Annotated in this window: 16 protein-coding genes and 1 pseudogene; 11 read left to right on the forward strand and 6 right to left on the reverse strand. The window is 62.0% G+C overall.

Features of this window, described 5'->3' with window-relative positions:
• Positions 1–43: 43 nt before the first annotated feature.
• The 8 genes and pseudogenes from DEM27_RS30895 (at position 44) to DEM27_RS30930 (ending at position 10,333) form a co-directional block, all read left to right on the forward strand.
• Positions 44–532 carry an RNA polymerase sigma factor gene (locus DEM27_RS30895; RefSeq protein ID WP_165823698.1) on the forward strand — a complete coding sequence of 163 codons (489 nt, stop codon included), beginning with the start codon at positions 44–46 and terminating at the stop codon, positions 530–532.
• A gap of 96 nt (positions 533–628) precedes the next feature.
• On the forward strand, positions 629–1,618 hold the full coding sequence (locus DEM27_RS30900; protein WP_109462085.1) for a FecR family protein: 990 nt from the start codon (positions 629–631) through the stop codon (positions 1,616–1,618).
• 167 nt (positions 1,619–1,785) lie between these two features.
• On the forward strand, positions 1,786–4,218 hold the full coding sequence (locus tag DEM27_RS30905; protein WP_245446243.1) for a TonB-dependent siderophore receptor: 2,433 nt from the start codon (positions 1,786–1,788) through the stop codon (positions 4,216–4,218).
• A 61-nt stretch (positions 4,219–4,279) separates the two neighbouring features.
• Complete coding sequence (locus DEM27_RS30910; RefSeq protein ID WP_420028871.1) at positions 4,280–5,137, forward strand: ABC transporter substrate-binding protein; 858 nt, start codon at positions 4,280–4,282, stop codon at positions 5,135–5,137.
• Positions 5,134–7,116: a Fe(3+)-hydroxamate ABC transporter permease FhuB gene (fhuB, locus tag DEM27_RS30915; RefSeq protein ID WP_109462088.1), complete on the forward strand. Its 1,983-nt coding sequence runs from the start codon at positions 5,134–5,136 to the stop codon at positions 7,114–7,116. The genes DEM27_RS30910 and fhuB overlap by 4 nt, the downstream gene beginning before the upstream one ends.
• 14 nt (positions 7,117–7,130) lie before the next feature.
• Positions 7,131–7,449: pseudogene (locus DEM27_RS30920) on the forward strand (DDE-type integrase/transposase/recombinase); the annotation flags it as partial.
• A 357-nt stretch (positions 7,450–7,806) separates the two neighbouring features.
• Positions 7,807–8,727 (forward strand): DUF1402 family protein, encoded by a 921-nt coding sequence (locus DEM27_RS30925; RefSeq protein WP_109462104.1) that lies wholly within the window; start codon positions 7,807–7,809, stop codon positions 8,725–8,727.
• A gap of 193 nt (positions 8,728–8,920) precedes the next feature.
• On the forward strand, positions 8,921–10,333 hold the full coding sequence (locus DEM27_RS30930) for a cytochrome P450 (protein WP_109462089.1): 1,413 nt from the start codon (positions 8,921–8,923) through the stop codon (positions 10,331–10,333).
• Here the strand turns inward: DEM27_RS30930 and DEM27_RS30935 are convergent.
• Entirely contained in the window at positions 10,281–10,820 is a 540-nt protein-coding gene (locus DEM27_RS30935) for a hypothetical protein (RefSeq protein ID WP_128755605.1), read from the reverse strand. The genes DEM27_RS30930 and DEM27_RS30935 overlap by 53 nt on opposite strands.
• A 142-nt stretch (positions 10,821–10,962) precedes the next feature.
• On the opposite strand from DEM27_RS30935, the gene DEM27_RS30940 reads away from it, so the two are divergent.
• Both DEM27_RS30940 and DEM27_RS30945 read left to right on the forward strand, forming a co-directional pair.
• Positions 10,963–12,966 (forward strand): hydantoinase/oxoprolinase N-terminal domain-containing protein, encoded by a 2,004-nt coding sequence (locus tag DEM27_RS30940; RefSeq protein ID WP_109462091.1) that lies wholly within the window; start codon positions 10,963–10,965, stop codon positions 12,964–12,966.
• Positions 12,967–13,094: 128 nt separating this feature from the next.
• Positions 13,095–15,254 (forward strand): malate synthase G, encoded by a 2,160-nt coding sequence (locus tag DEM27_RS30945; RefSeq protein WP_109462092.1) that lies wholly within the window; start codon positions 13,095–13,097, stop codon positions 15,252–15,254.
• 138 nt (positions 15,255–15,392) lie between these two features.
• Here DEM27_RS30945 and DEM27_RS30950 read toward each other — a convergent pair whose 3' ends face one another.
• Positions 15,393–16,070, reverse strand: a complete 678-nt coding sequence (locus DEM27_RS30950) for a L,D-transpeptidase (protein ID WP_109462093.1) — start codon at positions 16,068–16,070, stop codon at positions 15,393–15,395.
• A 180-nt stretch (positions 16,071–16,250) separates the two neighbouring features.
• Between DEM27_RS30950 and DEM27_RS30955 the strand changes: the two genes are divergently transcribed.
• Positions 16,251–16,736: an MmcB family DNA repair protein gene (locus tag DEM27_RS30955; protein WP_109462094.1), complete on the forward strand. Its 486-nt coding sequence runs from the start codon at positions 16,251–16,253 to the stop codon at positions 16,734–16,736.
• Between the two features lie 113 nt (positions 16,737–16,849).
• Here DEM27_RS30955 and DEM27_RS30960 read toward each other — a convergent pair whose 3' ends face one another.
• From DEM27_RS30960 to DEM27_RS34475, 4 genes are all read right to left on the reverse strand, one after another.
• On the reverse strand, positions 16,850–17,434 hold the full coding sequence (locus DEM27_RS30960; protein ID WP_109462095.1) for an ActR/PrrA/RegA family redox response regulator transcription factor: 585 nt from the start codon (positions 17,432–17,434) through the stop codon (positions 16,850–16,852).
• 66 nt (positions 17,435–17,500) lie between these two features.
• Complete coding sequence (locus tag DEM27_RS30965; protein WP_420028872.1) at positions 17,501–18,805, reverse strand: ActS/PrrB/RegB family redox-sensitive histidine kinase; 1,305 nt, start codon at positions 18,803–18,805, stop codon at positions 17,501–17,503.
• Between the two features lie 151 nt (positions 18,806–18,956).
• Entirely contained in the window at positions 18,957–21,422 is a 2,466-nt protein-coding gene (gene hrpB / locus DEM27_RS30970) for an ATP-dependent helicase HrpB (RefSeq protein WP_109462097.1), read from the reverse strand.
• Positions 21,423–21,643: 221 nt separating this feature from the next.
• Positions 21,644–21,960, reverse strand: a 317-nt coding sequence (locus DEM27_RS34475) for a hypothetical protein (protein WP_205908993.1), incomplete at its 5' end; no start/stop codon positions are given.

Below are 21,960 nucleotides of genomic sequence, written 5' to 3' on the forward strand. Positions count from 1 at the left end.
AGCGGAGTGCATTAGTCCAGTTATACACAGCGATAGGCCACCCGTGACGACCAAGGAATCCGAATTCGAGGCTCTTTACGCGTCGGAACGCTTCCGGCTCGAGAAGTTGGCCGGCCGCCGGATCGGCCGCTCGAATGCAGCCGATGTCGTGCAGGATGTTTTCGCCGTCCTTTGGGCTCGCGCGAAGGAACATGCCTCGCTTACGCCAGCGTATCTTTCCCGCGCCACGCAGTTCACGGCCATCACCCATTTTAGGGCTGAGCAGAGGCGCCAGAAGCTCGCTAAAGGCCTGACCGAAGAGCAATATACCCAAGCCGTGATCCCGCCAGACCAGATCGTTGGCGCGCGCCAGGAACTCCGCCACCTTCAGACGGCTATAAGCAACCTCCCGGAACGCACGCGGCAGGTTTTTATGCTGAACCGCCTTCACGCCTGCACCTATGACGAGATTGCAGTTGCGCTGGACATTTCCTACAGCACCGTCGAGCGCGAGATCGCCAAAGCTCTTCTTGCCTGCCGCCAAGTACGGTAATCAGACGCACCTGAGGGTGATCGCGCTCGCCGCGCGATATATTTAGAGGAAGGCCGACTGAGCGCGTCGGATTGCGAGCCAAGGCGATTTCATTCGATGGACGACAGGCAAATCTCTCCGGATAGGGCACGGATCGAGCGGGAGGCGATTGCGTGGTTCACCCGCATGAACGGCAAACCTTCCCATCAAGACAATCGCGACTTTCACGACTGGCTTGCCACCTCGACGCTTCACAAGCAGGCTTTCGAAGATATCGGCGGCCTGTGGTCTGATCTCGGTGCCACCGGTCCGGAAAGAGGTCCTGAGGACGACGAACTCGCACTTCCGCTGGAAAAGATCCGACGGCTGCGTGAGAAACGGATCAGGGGCAAGGCCGGCGCCGTCGTTACCTGTTGTCTCGTGTTTTTGCTGGCCGGAGCGTGGACTTGGCTGGAGCAGCCTCACCTTTGGCAGGATATGCAGGCTGATTTCGTCTCGCCGCGCGGCGACCGTCGCGAATTGGCGCTCAGCGATGGGTCGCATGTTCTGCTCGATGCCGATAGCGCGCTCGACGTCGCAATTTCTGCCCGTGAAAGACGTGTGAGGCTGTTGCGAGGGAACGCCTTTTTCCGGATCTCTCATACCGGTGTGCCCTTCGTGGTCGAAGCCGCCGGCGGGGAAGCGAAAGTTCTCGGAACCGAATTCGATGTCTCGCTGAAGGAGGATCGGCAGGTCACGGTGACCCTTGCCGAAGGCAGCGTGAAGGTTGGCGTGATCGGAGCCGGACAGGATGTCATCCTTAAGCCAGGAGAAAGCGTCGACTACGGATCTTCGGGCCTCAGCCCCGTCAAACAGGCCATCATCGAAGACGAGATGGCCTGGCATGATGGCCGCTATATCTTCACCAATGCCCGGCTCGCGGACGTTCTTGCCCAGATAGAACGTTATCGGACCGGGCGCATCGTGGTTCTGGGTTCGAGCCTCGGCGAACTCAGAGTCAGCGGCAATATTGCGCTCCACGATACCCACGAGGCGCTTGCTGCCTTGCAGTCGACCGTCGGCTTTCACCTCAACAGTTTTGGCCGCATCACCGTGGTCGGCCCCTGACATCCGCCTTTGGGCCGCCAAAGAAAATTCTTGAGAAAATGTGAGGGTGGGCCGGCCCCCAGGACGATATCCCTTATGAGAAGCCGATGCCGGACACCGGCAGGCTGCGCTCGTTTTGCTTGACATGAGGGCGACGTATGAGGGGCAAGGTATTGAGAAACAGGACCATGGTTCTGCTGGCAGCAACGATGATGGCAGTCTTTGCCGTGGATGGTACCGGTGTAACGCCGGCCGCCGCACAGGCTCTCGCGGGGCGACAGCATAGTTTCAACATTCCCGCCAAGCCGATCCGCCAGGCGATGAACGACATCGTTCGCGCCACTGGCATCAATGTCATTTTCCCCGAAACTGCGGCCGCCTCGACAACCGGCCGCAGTGTGCGCGGCACGATGAGCACGGCTCAGGCGATCTCCACCCTGCTCTCCGGTTCGGGGCTTCAATTCAGCTTCACCAACGCCAACACCGTGACCATCGTCAGTATCGTTCAGACAGACAGTGCCGGTGTCACGGGCGACGCAACCGCGCTGGCACCGATCATCTTGGCGGGCGAGGCCGGTGGCGTTGATGGCTATGTTGCAGAAACCAGCACGGCCGGCACCAAAACGGACACGCCGATCCTTGAAGTGCCCCAGACGGTCAACGTCGTGACGCGCAAGGAGATGGACGATCGCGGCGTTACCGATTTCAATTCCGCCGTCGCCTACACACCCGGCGTGCGTATGATCGATTATCCTGGCGGCCAGGGAATGCCGGACATCTATTTGCGCGGCTTCAGGGCGATCGGGCAGTTCGCCAACTATCGCGATGGCCTGCGCAACGGCTTCAACAGCTATGACAGCGATATCGAGATGTATGCTTTCGACCGTCTGGACGTGTTGAAGGGGCCGTCCTCGGTGCTTTACGGCCAGGCGACACCGGGAGGCCTCGTCAATACGACGACCAAACGCCCGACCGAGACACCTTTGCGGGAAGTCGAGGTCCAGTATGGCAGTTTCAACAGGAGGCAGACAGCGCTCGATTTCAGCGGGCCCGCGAACAAGGACGGCACCTTTCTCTATCGCCTGACGGGTCTTTACCGCGATAGCGGTACGCAAATCGACCACTCGCCCGACGACAGCCTCTACATCGCGCCGGCATTCACCTGGAAGCCGGACGATGCAACGAGCTTCACCCTGCTTTCCAATTACCAGAAGACGACCAAGGGCGGTGGTGAGCAGAGCCTGCCGATGGACAACACGATTTTCGACAACGGCGTGCGGATTCCGTCCAGCACTTATCTCGGCGTGGCCGGGCTCACCGAGTGGAAGGTCGAAGGCGAGTCGGTTGGCAACGAGTTCAAGCACGAATTCGACAATGGCTGGACCTATCGTCAGAATGCCCGCTTCAGCCATTCAAAGGTAGATTATACGGCCGGTTTCATCTGGGATTGGCCTACCGCGCTGGTTAATGGCCATTTCGCCAATATCGGCACCCAGAAACGCCCTAAGACCACCAGCAGTTTCCTGTTCGACAACAATGTCAGCGGCGAGATCGATATCGGTCCCGCGACCCACAAGATCACGCTCGGTGCCGATTACGGTTATTATTCCGGCAAGGAAAGCCGCGCCAACTCTTCCAACTTCATCACGATCGATGTTCTCGATCCGGTCTATGGCGGCCCTGCCCTGACCTATGATCCGCTCTGGACGGATGAAAAGGTCGTCACATCGCAGTTCGGCATCTATGCGCAGGATCAGCTCAAGTGGGACAACTGGATCCTGTCGCTCGGCGGACGTTATGATTGGGTGAACGGCAAGGTCTACGACAATCTCTCCGACAGCGTGACGAAAACAGACGATGCAGCCTTCAGCGGTCGGATCGGCCTGGGATACATGTTCGACAACGGCATCGTGCCCTATGCCAGTTACGCGACCTCCTTCCAGCCGGACTCATCGATCGATTTCTCGGGCAACCCCTTCAAGCCGACAAGGGGCCAGCAATACGAGGCTGGCATCAAATACCAGCCGATAGGATGGAACGCGCTGTTCACTGCCTCGGTTTTCCAGATCACCCAGCAGAACGTCTCGACGACCGACCCGCTGCATATCGGTTATGCGGTGCAGCAAGGCGAGATACGCTCGCGCGGCTTCGAACTCGAAGCCAAGGCAAGCCTGACCAAAGAGCTCAGTCTGACGGCCGGCTATTCCTACACGGATGCGCGTGTCACTGAGGACAATCCGAACACGAGCGGCGTCAGCGCGATCGGATCCCGCTCAGCGTCTGTTCCCTATCATACTGCATCGTTATGGCTTGATTACGCTTTTCAGGACGACGCGTTCGACGGCCTGAGACTTGGCGCGGGATTGCGCTATGTCGGCAGTTCGATGGCCGTAATGGACACGACGACAGGATCGCAGGTCAAGGTTCCTGGCCACACACTTCTCGATGCCTCGATCTCCTATGATTTCGGCGCGAAAAACCCCGATCTGAATGGGCTGACCCTGGCAGTCAGCGGCACCAATCTTACAGACGAGAAATATTTCACGCCCAGCTTCTACTCCAACACCGTTGTTTACGGCAACCGGCGCGCCATCAACGCCACCCTTGCCTACAAATGGTAATCGCTTGATCCGGCGACGGACGTCCCGCCATCTCATCCCCCGCCGGGCATTTCTCGGCGGGTTGATATCTCTCACCCTCCCGCCGACATCGGGTGCCGGTAATCCTCTACCACTTCAAATTGCCGCCTTGGACTGGACAAGTGCGCAAAACCTGTTGGCACTCGGCGCAAACGTCATCACGCTGCCCGAGCGCACGCGTTATAGCGAGCGCGTGGTGGAGCCGGAAGCGTCGCCGAACACGCACGATCTCGGTCTTCGTTCGGAGCCAAATCTCGAACTGCTTGATAGCTTGGCGCCAGATCTGATCGTCCTGCATCCGGAACTCGGCATGCTGCTGCCGGAACTGAATGCGATCGCCCCGGCCATTCTCTTCGATCCTGATGCAAACGACGACCTACAACCCGTCGACAGACTTGCCAATGCCCGGGTAAAACTGGAACGGCTCGCCGGCGAGATTGCAAGACCTAGCGCATTTTCCTCGTACATAAATGCTTATGAAGCGGCGATATCGGAGGCTGCAGCGAGATTGCGAGGTTACGATGGCAGGGCGGTCTATATCGTCACCCTGCTCGACACCCGCCGCGCCCTTGTCTTCGGAAAGAACAGCCTGTTTCAAAACCTGTTCGACCAGTTTTCTATCGAAAACGCATGGGATGGTCCGACCTCTTTCTATGGTCATGCGACGGTCACGATCGATGCCCTCGCGCGGCAGTCCCATGCAAGGTTGTTGTCAGTCGGACGCGAAAGCAGATTACTTTTGCAGCCGGCTCTGCAGTCTCCCGTCATCGCCAGCCTTCCCTATGTCCGGGAAGAGCGGGCCGTTGCGATCGACGACGTGCTATTTTACGGCGGCCTGCCGTCGGCGCAACGTTTTGCGCGACTGGCATCCTTTGCGTTGACGGACACCACCGCGCCATGAGACCGGGCGACGTGCTCCACCATCCTGCGGCTGTTCTCGGCATGATGGCGATAACCGCTGCGGTGGTCTGCCTGCAAAACATCCATGGCGTGCTGCCTCCCGGTGCAGGCATGAGCACAATCTTGTTTCCGAACCCGTCAAGCACGGCGGAACTGCTGCTTCACTACACGGTTCTGCCGCGCATCGTGATGGCCCTGATGGCCGGCGGGGCGCTCGGCCTCTCCGGCGCACTTCTTCAGCGCATTCTGAGAAACCCGTTGGCAGAACCCGCAACGCTCGGCGTTTCGGCGGGCGCGTACCTGACACTTGCGATTGCAGGCGTTTTCGCACCTTTCACTCTTCTTGTCGCCCAGACATGGATCGCGATTGCCGGTGCAGCACTTGCGCTTCTTGCCGTTCTAGGCCTGTCCTGGAGAAGCGGTCTTTCACCGGAGACCGTGACCCTGTCCGGCCTGATCGTCAGCCTTTACTGTGGGGCAGCCAGCGCCGTGCTGACGCTATTCAATCATGAACTGCTGCTCGGACTGTTCATCTGGGGCGCGGGGTATCTCGATCAACAGGACTGGACGGGCGTGCTTTTTCTGGCACCCCGTCTTACATGTCTGGCAATCGCCGTGGCGCTCATTCTGCGCCCGCTGACGATCCTCTCCCTTGACGACCGGAGCGCCCGTAGCCTCGGTCTGTCCACAACGATCTTCCGAATTATCGCGCTGGTTCTGGCGACCGCGCTTACCGGGCTTGTGACAGCACAGGTTGGTATCATCAGCTTTATCGGCCTGGCCGCACCGGCGATTGCGGGCGGTCTAGGCATGCGACGCATCGGCGGAGCGATTGTATGGTCGAGCCTGATCGGCGCGCTGCTTCTGCTGCTGACGGACCAGATCGTGCTTTCCTTTCCCGTCACCTATCGGCTCTTTCCAGTTGGGACAATTACGGGCCTGCTGGCGGCACCCTTGTTGATCGTGATGATCCGCCGGCTGAGGCCGACGAATGTGCCGGAGCAAAGGGCGCGCCAGGGGGTGGCTCAAGAGTGGCGCCCAATCCTGCTGATGGCGGCGCTGATCCTTGTTAGCCTCCCACTTTTCTGGTTTGTGGTTGCCTTCGGTCGTGGACTGGGTGGCTGGGAACTCTCCAGTGGTGACACCCTCCTAAACCTGTCGATTTGGCGATTGCCGCGGGCAGTTTGCGCCTTTGCCGGAGGTGCGATGCTGGCGCTGGCCGGCGCCATTTTGCAGCGCATGACATCAAACCCGCTGGCTTCGCCGGAAATTATGGGCGTTTCCTCCGGCGCATTGGTCGGCACAATCCTGTTCATCATGACAGACGCACTGCCCACACGATGGGGACAGATCGGCGCCGGGGCAGCGGGTGCTTTCATTGTGCTCGTGGTCATGCTGATCCTGTCGCGCCGACCTGCTTATGGCGGAAACCGGCTGCTCCTGCTTGGCGTCTCGCTGAGTTCGATTTCCAGCTTTATTATCGCGCTGCTGATGACAAGCCAGGATCCTCGCCTGGGGCAGGTTCTAAGCTGGCTTTCGGGTTCGACCTACGCGGTGACACCCTCTGATGCCATCTCCTCCGCCGCCGTGCTGTTTTTCGGCTTCCTCACCATTCCGTTGATCGCCCGCTGGCTTGAACTTCTGTCGCTGGGTGAATCCGCGGCATCGTCCCTCGGCATACCCCTGATCGGAAGCCGGTCGATCCTGTTTTCGATCGCAGCGGTCATGACGGCCGTGGCAACAACGCTGGTCGGCCCGCTAAGTTTTTCGGGCTTGATGGGACCACATCTCGCTCGTCTCGCTGGTTTTCGACGGGCGGCCAGCCATCTTTTTTCCTCGGCGCTGATGGGCGGGCTTATTCTCCTGACTGCCGATTGGGTTGGCAGAAATCTAATCTTCCCCTACCAAATCCCGGCAGGACTGCTGGCGACGCTCATCGGTGGCCCTTTCCTTCTCTTCTTAATTGGAAAAAAGACATGAGGAGAAACAGCAGTATCGGTACGGATGATGGTGCCAATACGTTCCGCCGGCGATTAAAGCGTCGGTTGACGATGGGCTGCTGCATCCGGATCCCGTGCACGACGTCACCAAGCATCCGCAGCAAGGCATCGAAAGCGACCATTTCCGGGTGAAGAAGACCATGCCGTAGATTGGCGGCTTCCAATCCTTCAACACGGCGCAGCGAACCATCGCGGGGTTCGAGGCGATGCTGTGTTGGGGAAAGGCTTCGGCTTTTCCGGCGACTGGACCGTCAACGATCAGAACGATCTGATTGCGCGTCTCTTCGGACCGCAAAAAGTTAACCAGGCATGAAAGTGGCATCGTCCAGGCCATAGCTGTGGCCGCGGGCGAGGTTTGCGACAAGCCCGGGCAAACAGCGCCGTTTCATTCCATATGCAGTCGCTCCGTTGCAAACGGGTGAGGGTGAGGATGATGGACAGCCCCAGCCGACCTCCGCCGCCACGCTCCTTCATATCTGCGTGAATCCCGCCCAGCGTGCGAAACAACACTCGACAGCGCGCCCTTATCTTCTTATGGAAGGGCTCGTTTTCGGGGATTTTTCGCCCGGAGCATCATTCGGCCAAGATTGTCCAGCATGGAGCGGCCGAAATTGATCCGATGGATTTGCGTGAGGATTGGCTGATCGTGCGGCGCTTCGTCATCTCTTTCATGGTTGCCCTGGCCTGTCTGGTGCCGACGCTGGCGTCGGCGCGCACTATCGTCGTCGTGCCGCCCGGCAATCGTCATGCCGAACAGCCGGCGATCCCCGGCGCCTCCGTCCGCCGCACCAAGGCCGGCAAGACCAGCTTCGACCAGAAATACGAAAAGATCCGCGACCTGCTCGCCTCCGACCGCAAGCTGATGTCGAAGATCAAGTCGACCGCATCCGCCTATGGCATCGATCCGATCCATATCGTCGGTGCGCTGGTCGGCGAACACACCTATAATGTCGATGCCTACGACCGGCTGCAGTCCTACTACGTCAAGGCGGCGTCTTATGCCGGCAACAGTTTCCGTTTTGCCTATGACGACGAATCGATTGCCGATTTCGTGGCGCGGCCGGAATTTTCCCGATGCGGCGGCGATTCCTACAAGCTGTGGAACTGCCGCGAAGCCGTCTGGGAAAAGAGTTTTCGCGGACGGTCGGTGGGCGGCAAGTCGTTTCCCGACAACCGTTTCAGCGCCGTGTTCTTCCAGCCGTTTTACGCCGGCCAGACGTTCGGCCTCGGCCAGGTCAATCCGCTGACGGCGCTGATGCTGTCGGACATGGTGTCGCGCGCCTCCGGGCTCGCAAAGCTTGATGCCAACGATGCGGCGGCAGTCTACAAGGCGATCATGGACCCCGACATGTCGCTCGCCTTCACGGCGGCGGCGATCCGCCGGTCGATCGACGACTACCGTTCGGTCGCCGGCATGGACATTTCCAAGAATCCCGGCCTGACGGCGACGCTTTATAACGTCGGCGGCTCGCTCTCCCGCGCCCGGGCGCTGGCGGCGAGGAATGGCGGCGAAGGCACCGTCTGGCCGGAAGAAAACTATTACGGCTGGCTGATCAACGACAAGCTGGACGAGCTCAAGGCCCTGCTTTAACCTCCTGTTTTGCCGCATTGTCCGACGCCGAAGCGTTCCGCTTCGGCTGGAAATGCTCTGGCGGCGACGTATCTGCGGCACATGTCCGCTTTTTTGCCGGAATGTGCGTGCTCTCTGTTTCAGGCGATAGAGGATGCAAAACGCGTTTCGCGTTTTGCTCGAATTGCCCCGGCATCACGGAAAGGCGGATCCCATGGATATGCGTCCGGAACCCTTCGAACCGCCGGCACCGGTGCCGCGCACCGTGCCGCCGTCGCGGCTGGAAATCATCCGCACGGTGATGCGCAATCCGCTGGAACTCTGGGGCGAACCCTCCTACACGCTGCCCTGGATCCACACGAAATTCTTCAAGGAACGCACGCTGATCGTCAACGATCCCGGCCTGATCCGGCACGTGCTCGTCGATAACGCCGCCAATTACGAGATGTCGGAGATCCGCCAGCTCATCCTCCGGCCGATCCTGCGCGACGGGCTCCTGACGGCGGAAGGCGATGTCTGGAAGCGCTCGCGCAAGGCGATGGCACCGGTGTTCACGCCGCGGCATGCCAAGGGTTTTGCCGGCCAGATGTTGCGGCAATCCGAACTCTACGCCGAAAAATATGCCGGTTGCGGCCCGGAGGGCAAGGTTTTCGACATCTCCGTCGACATGACGGAGCTCGCCTTTGCCATCCTCGCCGACACGCTGTTTTCCGGCGAGATCGCCTCGCAATCGGAAAAATTCTCCGACGATGTCGACCAGCTGCTGCACCGCATGGGTCGGGTCGATCCGATGGATCTTCTGCGCGCACCGTCCTGGGTGCCGCGGCTGACCCGCATCGGCGGCACGAAGGTGCTGGCGAAGTTCCGCGACATCGTTTTCCGCACCATGGAGATGCGGAAAGATCGCATGGCGACGGACCGGGCCAACACGCCCAACGATTTCCTGACGCTGCTGCTTGACCTCGACGGCCCGGACGGGCTGACTCTCGACGAGATCGAGGACAATATCCTCACCTTCATCGGCGCCGGCCACGAAACGACGGCCCGGGCGCTTGCCTGGACGCTCTATTGCGTCGCCAATGCCCCGCATGTTCAGGCGGCGATGGAAGAGGAGATCGACCGGGTGCTCGCCAGCCGCGCCGAGCCGGTGGAATGGCTGGAGTTGATGCCGAATGTGCGGGCGTCCTTCGAGGAGGCCTTGCGGCTCTATCCGCCGGCGCCGTCGATCAACCGGGCGGCGATCATGGATGATTCGTGGACCAGTCCTTCCGGCGAGGTGGTGCGCATCGATGCCGGCGTCACAGTGCTGATCATGCCGTGGACGCTGCATCGCCATGCGCTCTATTGGGAAAAACCCCGCGCCTTCATGCCGGAGCGCTTCCTTCCGGAGAACCGCGGCAAGATCAACCGTTTTCAGTTCCTGCCGTTCGGCGCCGGCCCGCGCATCTGCATCGGCGCCACCTTTGCGTTGCAGGAAGCCGTTATCGCTCTGGCGGTGCTGATGCACCGCTATCGATTCGAGATGACGCCCGAGACAGACCCCTGGCCGGTGCAGAAACTCACCACCCAGCCGCTCAACGGGTTGGCGTTGCGGGTGCGGGCTCGGTCTTCATCTTCGTCGGCTTGAGGATCGTCTTGATCTGGGCGCAGGTCGCCTCGGCGTTCTGGCAGGGTTTGTAGACGACGATCTCGCTGCCGTTGCCGTCGTCCCAGACGACCTGGATGGCGATGGTCTTGGCCTCACCAGGCTTCAGCTTGAGATACAGCGTTTCGTTGGTCGGATCGTCCGGCAGGTTGAAGGGCAGCTGCGGATCGCATTTCGCTACCGGAAACCGCTTGTCCAGCGTCTCGGAATTGATCGAATAGCGGATTTCCGAAAGCCGGCAATGCATGGTCTGCAGGGTGGTGAAATAGATCAGCTCCTGGTCCATGAACTGCCGGAAGGCGATCCAGCCGGTCTGCTTGTTGGCATCCAGCATCGCCTGGTAGATCGAGGCTTCGGGGATCTGCGGCTTGTATTCTTCTTCCTGCGCCGTTGCGCTGACGGGAAGGAAGGCGAGAAGGGCGGCCGCAAGCGCGCCGATCGGTGCAAATGCTTCAGGCTTTTTCGTCATCGTCCCCACCGGAAATCGTCGTTTGTGCGTTGATGCAGGCATATTTGCCGTTGTCAGCCATTTCCTAGATGCCATAACAGCTTATGCGTTTATCTTGAAGATGGCCGCTTCAAGTTGTTTTTCCTGACAGGACCTGGTTCGCGTGAAATCCCAATATCTGCTCGGCATCGATACCGGTGGCACTTACACCGACGCGGTGCTTTTTGACGAAACGCAAGGCGTCGTCGCCAAGGCGAAATCGCTCACCACCCGTCACGACCTTGCCGTCGGCATTTCCGGTGCCGTCGATGCGGTGTTGCGACAGGCCGACGTGCCGGTGTCGGCGATCAGTCTCGTGTCTCTGTCGACGACGCTGGCCACCAATGCGCTGGTGGAAGGGCAGGGCGGCCGCGCCGGCCTGGTCATGATCGGTTTCGGTCCCGAGGACCTGAAGCGCGACGGCCTCGACCAGGCGCTGGGCGGCGATCCGGTAATCTTCCTGCCGGGCGGCCACAATGTGCATGGTCACGAAACGCCGCTCGACATGACGGCGCTGGAGGAGGCTCTGCCCGAGCTTTCGAAAACCGTCTCCTCCTTTGCCGTCGCCGGCTATTTTGCCGTGCGCAATCCGGCGCACGAGATCCGCGTGCGGCAACGCATCCATGAAGTCTCGCATCTGCCCGTGACCTGCAGCCATGAACTCTCGTCCAAACTCGGCGGCCCGCGCCGGGCGCTGACGACGCTGCTCAATGCCCGGCTGGTGTCGATGATCGACCGGTTGGTCGGCGCCTGCGAGGATTTTCTGATCCGCCGCGGCATCGATGCGCCGATGATGGTGGTGCGCGGCGACGGCGCGCTGATTGCCGCCAGCGAAGCAAAAATCCGGCCGATCGAGACGATCTTGTCCGGCCCCGCCGCCAGCCTGGTCGGCGCCCGTTACCTCACCGGCCTCGACAACGGCGTCGTCTCCGATATCGGCGGCACCACCACCGACGTCGCCGTGCTCGACGGCGGCCGGCCGCGGCTCGATGCCGAAGGCGCCGTCGTCGGCGGTTACCGCACCATGGTCGAGGCGGTGGCGATGCGCACCTACGGGCTGGGCGGTGATTCGGAACTGCATATCAACGACCGCGGCCTGGTCGCCGGGCTGCATCTCGGCCCGCGGCGTCTGCTGCCGCTCAGCCTGGCGGCGGCCACCTATGGCGATGCCGTTCTCCCGGTGCTCGAACGGCAGAAGCGCGCGACGCATATGGGCCGGCATGACGGTCGATTCGCGGTGCGCACCGGCGTGCCCGATCATCTGGCCGCCGGCCTGCAAACGCAGGAGCAGGCGCTGTTCGACCGGATCGGCACGACGCCTGTCGCTCTCGACCAGTTGCTCACCTCGACCTCGCAGAAAGCGACGCTCGACCGCCTCATTGCCCGCGGCCTCGTGCACCTCTGCGGCCTGACGCCGTCCGATGCGATGCATGTGCTCGGCCGCCAGGGCCAGTGGAATGCCGAGGCGGCCCGCCTCGGCCTCGAACTCGCCATCCGCATGAAGGATGGCTCCGGCCGGCCGATTGCCGCTTCGCCGGAAGACATGGCGAAAAACATCGTTGCGGCCCTGACCCGGCAATCCGCCGAAGTGATTCTCGCCGCCTGCCTGGCGGAGGATGGCATCGGCGAGATCGATCCCGCCCGGTCGCAGCAGATCGATCGGGCACTGCGGCGCGCGCCCGGCATCGTGCGCTTCACGGCCGCACTCGACCGGCCGCTGATCGGCCTCGGCGCTTCGGCCCCGGTCTATTATCCGGCCATCGCCGAAATGCTCTCGGCCGAATCGGCCATTCCCGGTGATTCGGATGTCGCCAACGCCATCGGCGCTGTGGTCGGCCAGGTAAAGGCGAGCGTCACCGTCTTCATCACCATGCCGGAAGAGGGCATCTTCATCATCAATGGCTCCGGCGACAGTCTTCGCCTTTTCAATGAGGATGACAGTTTTGCCACGGCCCGGCAGCGCGCAGCTGAAGCCGCCCTGGCGCAGGCGCGCCTGAACGGCGCCGACGAACCCGTCGTCAGTCTCATCGAAGAAATCGATGCGCCGGAGGTGGAAGGGCAACGCAAGCTGATCGAGGCACGTTTCATCGCCACCGCCAGCGGCCGGCCCCGCATCGCGCATCACTGAGCGGCAAAAGGAACGATCACTTTTTCCAAAACGGAACAAATCTTTCGAACCATTGCTGAATTGACTATGAATCAAAGCAGGGCACACTGCGGACAACGCATGCAACGAGAAAGAACGGAGCGATCATCATGAGCCGCATTGAAAAGCACGGACTAGCCATCGACGCGGTGCTGCATGATTTCCTGGTGAACGAGGCGCTGCCCGGCACCGGCCTCGATGCCGATGCCTTCTTCGAAAAGTTTTCCGCCATCGTGCACGATCTGGCGCCACGCAACCGCGAACTGCTGCAAAAGCGTGACGATCTGCAGGCCAGGATCGACGAGTGGTACCGCGCCAATGGCGCGCCCACCGACATGGACCGGTATCAGGCATTCCTGCGCGAAATCGGCTACCTGCTGCCGGAAGGCGACGATTTCACCGTTGCCACCGCCAATGTCGATCCCGAGATCGCCAGCATCGCCGGTCCGCAGCTCGTCGTGCCGGTGATGAATGCCCGCTACGCCCTCAACGCCGCCAATGCCCGCTGGGGCTCGCTCTACGATGCGCTGTACGGCACGGATGCACTGGGTGATTCGCCAACTGGTCCCGGTTACGATCCGGCGCGGGGTGCCCGGGTGGTTGCCTGGGCGAAAGATTTTCTCGACACCAGCATTCCGCTCGCCGCCGGCAAATGGACTGATGTCACCGGCTTCGACTATGAGAACGGTGCACTGCTCGTCGATACCGCCGAAGGCCGCACTGGCCTTGCCGATCCCGGCCAGTATGCCGGCTTCAAGCGTGAAAGCGACAGCGCCTATCGCCTTTATTTCAAGACGAACAATCTGCACACCCTGGTCTTCGTCGATCCCGACAGCCTGATCGGCAAGGACGATCCGGCCGGTATCGCCGATGTCGGCCTCGAATCGGCGATCACCACGATCATGGATTGCGAGGATTCCGTCGCGGCGGTCGATGCGGCCGACAAGGTGGTCGTCTATCGCAACTGGCTCGGGCTGATGAAGGGCGATCTGGCTGAAGAGATCAGCAAGGGCGGCCGGTCATTCACCCGCAAGCTCTCTGCCGATCTCGAACTGACCGCGCCTGATGGATCTGCGGCGAGCTTGCCGGGCCGCTCGCTGATGCTGGTGCGCAATGTCGGTCACTTGATGACCAATCCGGCAATCCTCGACCGCGACGGCAGGGACGTGCCCGAAGGCATCATGGATGCTGTCGTTACGGCGCTGATCGCGCTTTACGATATCGGCCCGAACGGCCGCCTGCAGAATTCCCGCACCGGCTCGATGTATGTCGTCAAGCCGAAGATGCATGGCCCGGAAGAAGTCGCCTTTGCCGGCGAAATCTTCTCCCGCGTCGAGGACGCGCTGGGCATGGGCCGCAACACCATCAAGATGGGCATCATGGACGAGGAGCGCCGCACCACGGTCAACCTCAAGGAATGCATCCGCGCCGCCCGCGAGCGCGTCGTCTTCATCAACACCGGTTTCCTCGACCGCACCGGCGACGAGATCCATACCTCGATGGAAGCCGGCCCGATGATTCGCAAGGGTGACATGAAGCAGGCCGCCTGGATCGCCGCTTACGAAAACTGGAACGTCGATATCGGCCTCGAATGCGGCCTCTCCGGCCATGCGCAGATCGGCAAGGGCATGTGGGCGATGCCGGACCTGATGGCGGCGATGCTGGAGCAGAAGATCGCCCATCCCAAGGCCGGTGCCAACACCGCCTGGGTGCCGTCACCGACGGCGGCGACGCTGCATGCCACGCATTACCACAAGGTCAATGTCGCCCGCCTGCAGCAGGGTCTCAAGGACCGTGCCCGCGCCAAACTTTCGGACATTCTCTCGGTGCCGGTCGCCCCCCGGCCGAACTGGACGCCGGAAGAAATCCAGCGCGAACTCGACAACAATGCCCAGGGCATTCTCGGTTATGTCGTCCGCTGGGTCGACCAGGGCGTCGGTTGCTCCAAGGTGCCCGACATCAACAACATCGCCCTGATGGAAGACCGCGCGACGCTGCGCATCTCCGCCCAGCACATGGCGAACTGGCTGCATCACGGTGTGGTCACGCAAGCGCAGATCGTCGAGACCATGCGGCGCATGGCCGCCGTCGTCGATGGCCAGAACGCCGGCGACCCGCTGTACCAGCCGATGGCCGGCCGTTTCGACGAATCGGTCGCCTTCCAGGCGGCGCTGGAGCTGGTTCTGAAGGGCCGTGTCCAGCCGAACGGCTATACCGAACCGGTGCTGCACCGCCGCCGGCTGGAGCTGAAGGCGAAGAGCGTCGCCTGAGGGATGCCGGGAGCATGTCCAGCCGAAGCGGTATCGCTTCGGCATCGGACAATGCGGCAAGAACAAGCGGATAAAGCAAACAAAAAAGGCCGCCGGGCGATGCTCCGGCGGCCTTTCTGCTGCGTTTGACCGCAAGAATTACTGGATCACGATAACCTTGGCGTTCTTGCCGGGGCGGACGCGCTTGTAGAGGTCGATGATGTCCTGGTTCATCAGGCGGATGCAGCCCGATGAAGCGGCCGTGCCGATGGACGCCCATTCCGGCGTGCCGTGCAGGCGGAACAGCGTGTCCTGGCCCTTTTCATTGAAGAGATACATGGCGCGGGCGCCGAGCGGGTTGCGCAGGCCCGGGCCCATGCCGGCCTCGACATATTTCGCCACGTCCGGACGGCGGGCCGCCATTTCTTTCGGCGGATGCCAGGTCGGCCATTCCTGCTTCCAGGCGATGTAGGCTTCACCCTGCCAGGCAAAACCCTGCTTGCCGACGCCGATGCCGTAACGAACGGCCTTGCCGCTCGACAGGATGTAATAGAGATGGCGCTCGCGGGTATTGACGATGATCGTGCCCGGCCGCTCGTTCGACTGGTAGCTGACGATCTGGCGGCGGAACTTCTCGCTGACCTTCTGGATCGGGATCGCCGGCAGGGCGTAACCGGCATCAGTCACCTGGCCGTAGGCGTCGTCGAAGATCTGCGCCGTTTCGGTCTTGCCGTCGTCGGACTTTCCGGCGTCAGCGGTGGTGGAGGTCGTGGAGCAGCCGGAAATGGCGAGCGTCGTCACCAGGCCGAATACAGTCAATGCATCGCGGAAGCGCATGGAATTCTCTTAGGATTTTGATAATGCAGGAGGCTCTTTCGAACCATCGTTGATTATGGTTTATTTTCGATTAAACTTGGCTTTGCAAGCTGTTGCTCTGCAACAAGTTCAATCCGCAGCGCAAATTAGAAGCCCATGGTTTTTTTGCAACATGCTGCGCGACCGAGAAAAACTTATCCCGTGACGATTCTTTCTGTTTACAATAACAATCCGTTAATCGACGGACGACAATCGGACAGGGCCATGCTGGTGCGCCGCGGCATGCAGATTCTCCTGCATGACATGCGCCATGCCGTGCTGCCCGAACTGTCGCTTTCCAGCGGCCGGCGCGCCGATCTGATCACGTTGACGGAAAAAGGCGAGATCTGGATCATCGAGATCAAGACCTCGATCGAGGATTTTCGGGTCGACAGGAAATGGCCGGATTATCGCACCCATTGCGACCGGCTGTTCTTCGCCACCCACAAGGACGTGCCGCTCGATATTTTTCCGGAAGACTGCGGCCTTTTCCTCTCCGATGGTTACGGCGCGCATCTGATTCGCGAGGCGCCGGAACACCGCCTGCCGCCGGCGACCCGCAAATCGGTCACCCTCAGTTTTTCCCGCACGGCGGCGGAGCGCCTGATGCTGGCGGAATGGGCGGCGGGAAAGTCCATCGTGACGTAAAGACAAGGCGCCCAGAGCATGTCCGCTTTTCTTCGAATCGCGAAAACACTCTTCCCTCTTGTTTCTGCGCAATTCCGGACGCAAAACCGCTCAGCACTTTTGCTGGAACTGCTTTATTTCGGCGCCCGCTTGGCGAGAATGCGTTGCAGCGTGCGGCGATGCATGTTCAGCCGCCGCGCCGTTTCGGAAACGTTGCGTTCGCACATTTCATAGACCCGCTGGATATGCTCCCAACGCACCCGGTCCGCCGACATCGGATTTTCCGGCAGTTCGGCCCGTTCGCCCGGCCGCTGCGTCAGCGCCGCGTAGATCTCGTCGGCATCGGCGGGCTTGGCGAGATAGTCGAGCGCCCCCAATTTGACCGCCGTCACCGCCGTGGCGATATTGCCGTAGCCGGTCAGCACGATGATGCGGGTATCCTCGCGCCGCTGGCGGATCGCCTCGATGACGTCGAGCCCGCTACCATCGGTCAGCCGCAGGTCGACGACCGCATGTTTCGGCGGATTGGCTTTCGATTTGGCGATGCCTTCGGCAACCGTCTCGGCCGTCTCGACGGAGAAACCGCGTGTTTCCATGGCGCGGGCAAGCCGGCGCAGAAATGCCGTGTCGTCATCGACGATCAGCAGCGAGGCATCGGGGCCGATGTCGTGGGTGTCGCCGGGCTCGGCAGTTTTCGGCGTTTCGGGTGTCGCTGGCATCTTGTCCGTCTTCTTTCGTGCCTTGCGGGGGGTATAACCCCAATATCGGCACTGGTTATGGCTGCTTCAACCGGGGTGGTAAAGCGTTTTGTTGCCGGCCTCCATCAAGGCCCGCGGCCATGCCACCCGGACGCGGGCGCCCGGCTGGTTTTCGAAGGACAGGCGCGCGCCCGAGCGTTCCAGCAACGTCTTGGCGATAAAAAGCCCGAGTCCCAGCCCACCCGCCGTGTCGTCGCGCTGACGCGAGGTGACGTAGGGCTCGCCGATGCGCGCCAGAATATCCGGCGTATATCCTTCGCCGTCGTCCTCGATCACCACAATCACCTCCTGCGGATTGTGCTCGACCGTCACCGTCACTTTTTCCCGCGCATAATCGACGGCATTTTCGATGAGGTTGCCAAGGCCGTAGAGAATGCCGGGATTGCGCAGGCCGACCGGCTCGCCGGCCCGCCCGGTCTTTTCCACAAGCAGCAGCTTGATGCCGAATTCGCGGTGCGGCGCCATCACCTCCTCGATCAGCGACGACAGCGGCAGGAGCCGCATATGCGCCTCGTCGCCGGACGACAGCGTCGTCAGCCGCCGCAGGATGTCGCGGCAGCGTTCGCTCTGGCTGCGCAGCAATTGCACGTCCTCGCGAAAGCGCTCGTCGTCGCCAAGCTCGCGCTCCATCTCCTTGGCGACGACGCTGATCGTCGCCAGCGGCGTGCCGAGCTCGTGCGCCGCGGCGGCGGCCAGGCCGTCGAGCTGCGAAAGATGCTGTTCACGCTGCAATACGAGTTCCGTCGCCGTCAGCGCATCGCCGAGTTGCCGCGCTTCGCTGGAGACACGATGGACATAAAAGGCAGCGAAGGCGGTGGTGGAGGCGATGGCGCACCAGACGCCGAGCAGCATCACCACATGCACCGAGACGGCGCGATCGGAATACCAGGGCAGCGAAAACGGCGAAAAGGCCAGCGCCGTGGTCGCCGCGATCGCCGCGAGCAGCAGGATCATGCTGTAGCGAATTGGTTGCGACGCGAAAGAAATGATCACCGGTACGCAGACCAGCGGCGCAAAAGGATTGGCAAGGCCGCCGGTGATGAACAGCAGAGCGCTCAACTGCACGAGATCGAACCCGAGCAGCGCGAAGGCCGCCGGTGGTTCCAGCCGGTGCGTCGCCGGATACCGCACGGCGAGATAAAAATTCGCCGCCGCCAGCGAGCCGATCAGCAGCCCCGCCGCCAGCAGCGGCAGCGGAAACTGCAGCCAGAAGGCGACGATGATCACGGTCATCGCCTGCCCGCCCACCGCCAGCCAGCGCAGCCAGACCAGCGTCTGCAGCCGCAACCGGCGGCTGGATTGATGCGGAACCTGTATCTCTGCCGTCACCACTGCCCGTTCCTTCCCGTCACCGTTTTTCTGCGCGCGCATGTCCGCTGCAGGCGGATCAGCGGCAAAACCATGCAAGCATGTGGTTTAGCGCGAAAACGGCATCACCGGAATGCGTCTCTGTCGTCCATCGCCGGCAACCGGCCGGATATCTTTATGTCTCGCGCGGCTTGGCCCGTGTCGTCGGCGCTGCCGCCGCCGGATCTTCGGGCCAGGGGTGGCGCGGATAACGGCCGCGCATGTCGGCGCGTACGTTCTTCCACGAACCGGCCCAGAAACCCGGCAGGTCCCGGGTCGCCTGGATCGGCCGGTGCGCCGGCGACGTCAGTTCCAGGAGCAGCGGCCGGCGGTCGACCCCCACGGCAGGATGGCTGGTCAGCCCGAACAGTTCCTGCACCCGGATCGACAGCACCGGTTCGTCGCCGTCATACCGAATCGGATGGCGCTGGCCGGTGGGCGCTTCGAAATGGGTCGGCGCCAGCCGGTTGAGATCGCGCTGTACCGCATGCGGCACCAGCGACATCAGCCCGTCGATCAGGCTGCCGGCATGAATGTCGGAAAGCCCGCGCGCCTGTCCCTGGAAGGGCACGAACCAGTCGTCGAGCCTGTCGAGAAGGGCGGCGTCGCTCATGTCGGGCCAGGGGTCGCCGCCGGTGCGATGCAGGAAACCGATACGGTCGCGCAACTGTGCCGCCTCCTTGGAAAAGGGCAGCACATCGAGGCCGAGATCCCGCACGCCGTCGGCCAGCGCCCGTGCCGCTGCCTCACCGCTCGGGCGCGGCAGGGGTACTTCGTCGAAGATGATGGCGCCAAGCCGTGTGACCCGCCGGGCGCGCACCTGCCGCGATGCCTTGTCGAAGAAGGATTGCTCCTCCTGCCGGATCGCTTCCGGCATATGTGCCTCGACATCGCCGCGCGAAATTTCCGCTGCCGCCAGGATACGGCCCTGCGCCGCCCGCCCGGTGAGGTCGGCGATGACGAGCATGGTGCTGGCCGCCAGCCGCTCGGTTTCCGGCAGTTCGGCGCCGCGGCCGTTGGCCATCACGAACCGCCCGCGTCCGCCGCGCTGCAGGGCGATCCGGTCGGGATAGGCATGCATCAGCAAGGGACCCGGTAGGCCCTGCAAGCCTGTCTGCCCGCCGCCCTTTTCCACGGAGGCCGCTATCCGCCCGGCAAGTTTGCGCGCCGCCTCGGCACGCTCGCCCTTTTCTGTCCGGAACCGGCGCAGCCGTTCCTCGATGTCGATGCTCTGGCCGCCAAGCCCCTGTTCGGTCATCAGCACCGCCAACAGGCAGGCATCGCGTGCCTGTCCCTCCTCGGCTGCCTGCAGCACCATGGCCGCCAGCCGCGGCGGCAGGGCCATGTCGCGCATGCGGCGCCCGCGCTCTGTCAGGGCAAATTGCCTGTCCAGTCCGCCCAGCATCTGCAGCAGCAGCCGTGCTTCGTGCAGCGCGGCCGGCGGCGGCGGATCGATGAAAGCTAGTGTTTTCGGATCCTGCACGCCCCAATGGGCAAGATCGAGTGCCAGGCCGGAGAGGTCGCTGGAGAGGATCTGCGGCGGCGTGAAGGCGGGCAGGGCCGCCGTCTGGCCGGCATGCCAGAGGCGTAGCGCGATCCCCGGCTCCGTTCGCCCGGCGCGGCCGGCCCGCTGCTCGGCGGAAGCCCGCGATACACGCACCGTTTCCAGCCGGGTGATGCCGGTCGCCGGTTCGAAGACCGGCAACCGCTGCAAGCCGCTGTCGATCACCAGCCGCACGCCGTCGATGGTGATCGAGGTCTCGGCAATCGAGGTGGCGAGCACGATCTTGCGCCGGCCGACTGGTGCCGGGCGAATGGCCGCATCCTGCTCCTTTTGTGACAGGTTGCCGTAAAGCGGCGCAATAATCGTGTCCTCGCCAAAAAGACCCGCCAGCCGTTCCGCCGTCCGGGTGATTTCGCTCTGTCCCGGCAGGAAGGCCAGGATCGAGCCGCTTTCCCGCCGATGGGCTTCGGCGATCGCCCGCGTCATCGTCTCCCAGATCGGTTCGCCCGCCGGCCGCTCCTGGTGACGGATCTCCACCGGAAAGCTGCGGCCCATGCTTTCGATGACAGGTGGATTGCCGAGCAGGCCGGCAACCCGTTCGATATCCAGCGTCGCCGACATCACCAGGAGGCGCAGGTCGTCGCGGAGCGCCGAACGCACGTCGAGCGCCAGCGCCAGGCCAAAATCCGCATCGAGCGACCGTTCGTGGAATTCGTCGAAGATGACGGCGGAGACGCCGGCAAGCTCCGGATCGTTGAGGATCATCCGGGCAAAAACGCCCTCGGTGACCACTTCGATGCGGGTCCGTGCCGAAATGCGGTTGTCGAGGCGCATGCGGTAGCCGACGGTTTCGCCGACCGATTCCCCCAGGATAGCCGCCATGCGCGCCGCCGCCGCCCGTGCCGCCAGCCGTCGCGGCTCGAGCAGGATGATGCGGCCGTCGCCGCGCCACGGCGCATCCAGCAGGAAGAGCGGCACCAGCGTCGTCTTGCCGGCGCCGGGCGGCGCGGACAACACGGCACGACCATGCTCCGACAGGGCCTGGCCGATCTCCGGCAGGACGGCGGTTACCGGCAGTTCCGGCAGATGTATGGACATGGCTGGTTTTCCCGAAGCAGACCGGATGTTTGTTCCTATAAGAAGCGTGCAGGCCTGCGCGCGTCCATGGAAGCTCTTTCAGGAGGTGCATACCGTCTGCACTCTCTTAAGAAAAGCGCTGGGAACATTCCCTTGCCGTTCATCCTTTTGCGCCGGGATAAGAGCGAGAAGAAGCCCCGCTGCCGATTCCGGAATGACGAGGAAGCCGCCCGGTTGCTCTGTCAAATAGCCTTTCGGCGTCCCCGCCCTCTTTGCGAGAACATTTGACTGCTCGGCAAAGCCCTGTGGTTGCGTTTGGGTGATTTTGGTTTTGGCTTTGGTTTGGTTTTTGGGTCGTTTTTGGGATTGCGTTTGAATTTATTGTTTATAATCAGCTGTTTGTGAGTTTTTAGCAGATTTGTGAAAATAGCGTGTTGACTTGTTTGGTGTGAGGGCCTTATAAACCGCCTCACCAACGAGGGCGGCACTGCTGCAGGCGACTGACGGTTGCGCCCTTGAAGCAAGCGCGAAAATTGATTGGATGGCCTGGATTTAGGTT

Source organism: Rhizobium album, assembly GCF_003122325.1.
Classification (GTDB): domain Bacteria; phylum Pseudomonadota; class Alphaproteobacteria; order Rhizobiales; family Rhizobiaceae; genus Metarhizobium; species Metarhizobium album.

Coding starts and splice junctions, on each gene's coding strand:
- DEM27_RS30900 (WP_109462085.1), top strand. CDS start 629: ATGGACGACAGGCAAATCTCTCCGGATAGGGCACGGATCGAGCGGGAG.
- DEM27_RS30905 (WP_245446243.1), top strand. CDS start 1,786: ATGGTTCTGCTGGCAGCAACGATGATGGCAGTCTTTGCCGTGGATGGT.
- fhuB (WP_109462088.1), top strand. CDS start 5,134: ATGAGACCGGGCGACGTGCTCCACCATCCTGCGGCTGTTCTCGGCATG.
- DEM27_RS30925 (WP_109462104.1), top strand. CDS start 7,807: ATGGTTGCCCTGGCCTGTCTGGTGCCGACGCTGGCGTCGGCGCGCACT.
- DEM27_RS30930 (WP_109462089.1), top strand. CDS start 8,921: ATGGATATGCGTCCGGAACCCTTCGAACCGCCGGCACCGGTGCCGCGC.
- DEM27_RS30935 (WP_128755605.1), bottom strand. CDS start 10,820: ATGACGAAAAAGCCTGAAGCATTTGCACCGATCGGCGCGCTTGCGGCC.
- DEM27_RS30945 (WP_109462092.1), top strand. CDS start 13,095: ATGAGCCGCATTGAAAAGCACGGACTAGCCATCGACGCGGTGCTGCAT.
- DEM27_RS30950 (WP_109462093.1), bottom strand. CDS start 16,070: ATGCGCTTCCGCGATGCATTGACTGTATTCGGCCTGGTGACGACGCTC.
- DEM27_RS30960 (WP_109462095.1), bottom strand. CDS start 17,434: ATGCCAGCGACACCCGAAACGCCGAAAACTGCCGAGCCCGGCGACACC.
- hrpB (WP_109462097.1), bottom strand. CDS start 21,422: ATGTCCATACATCTGCCGGAACTGCCGGTAACCGCCGTCCTGCCGGAG.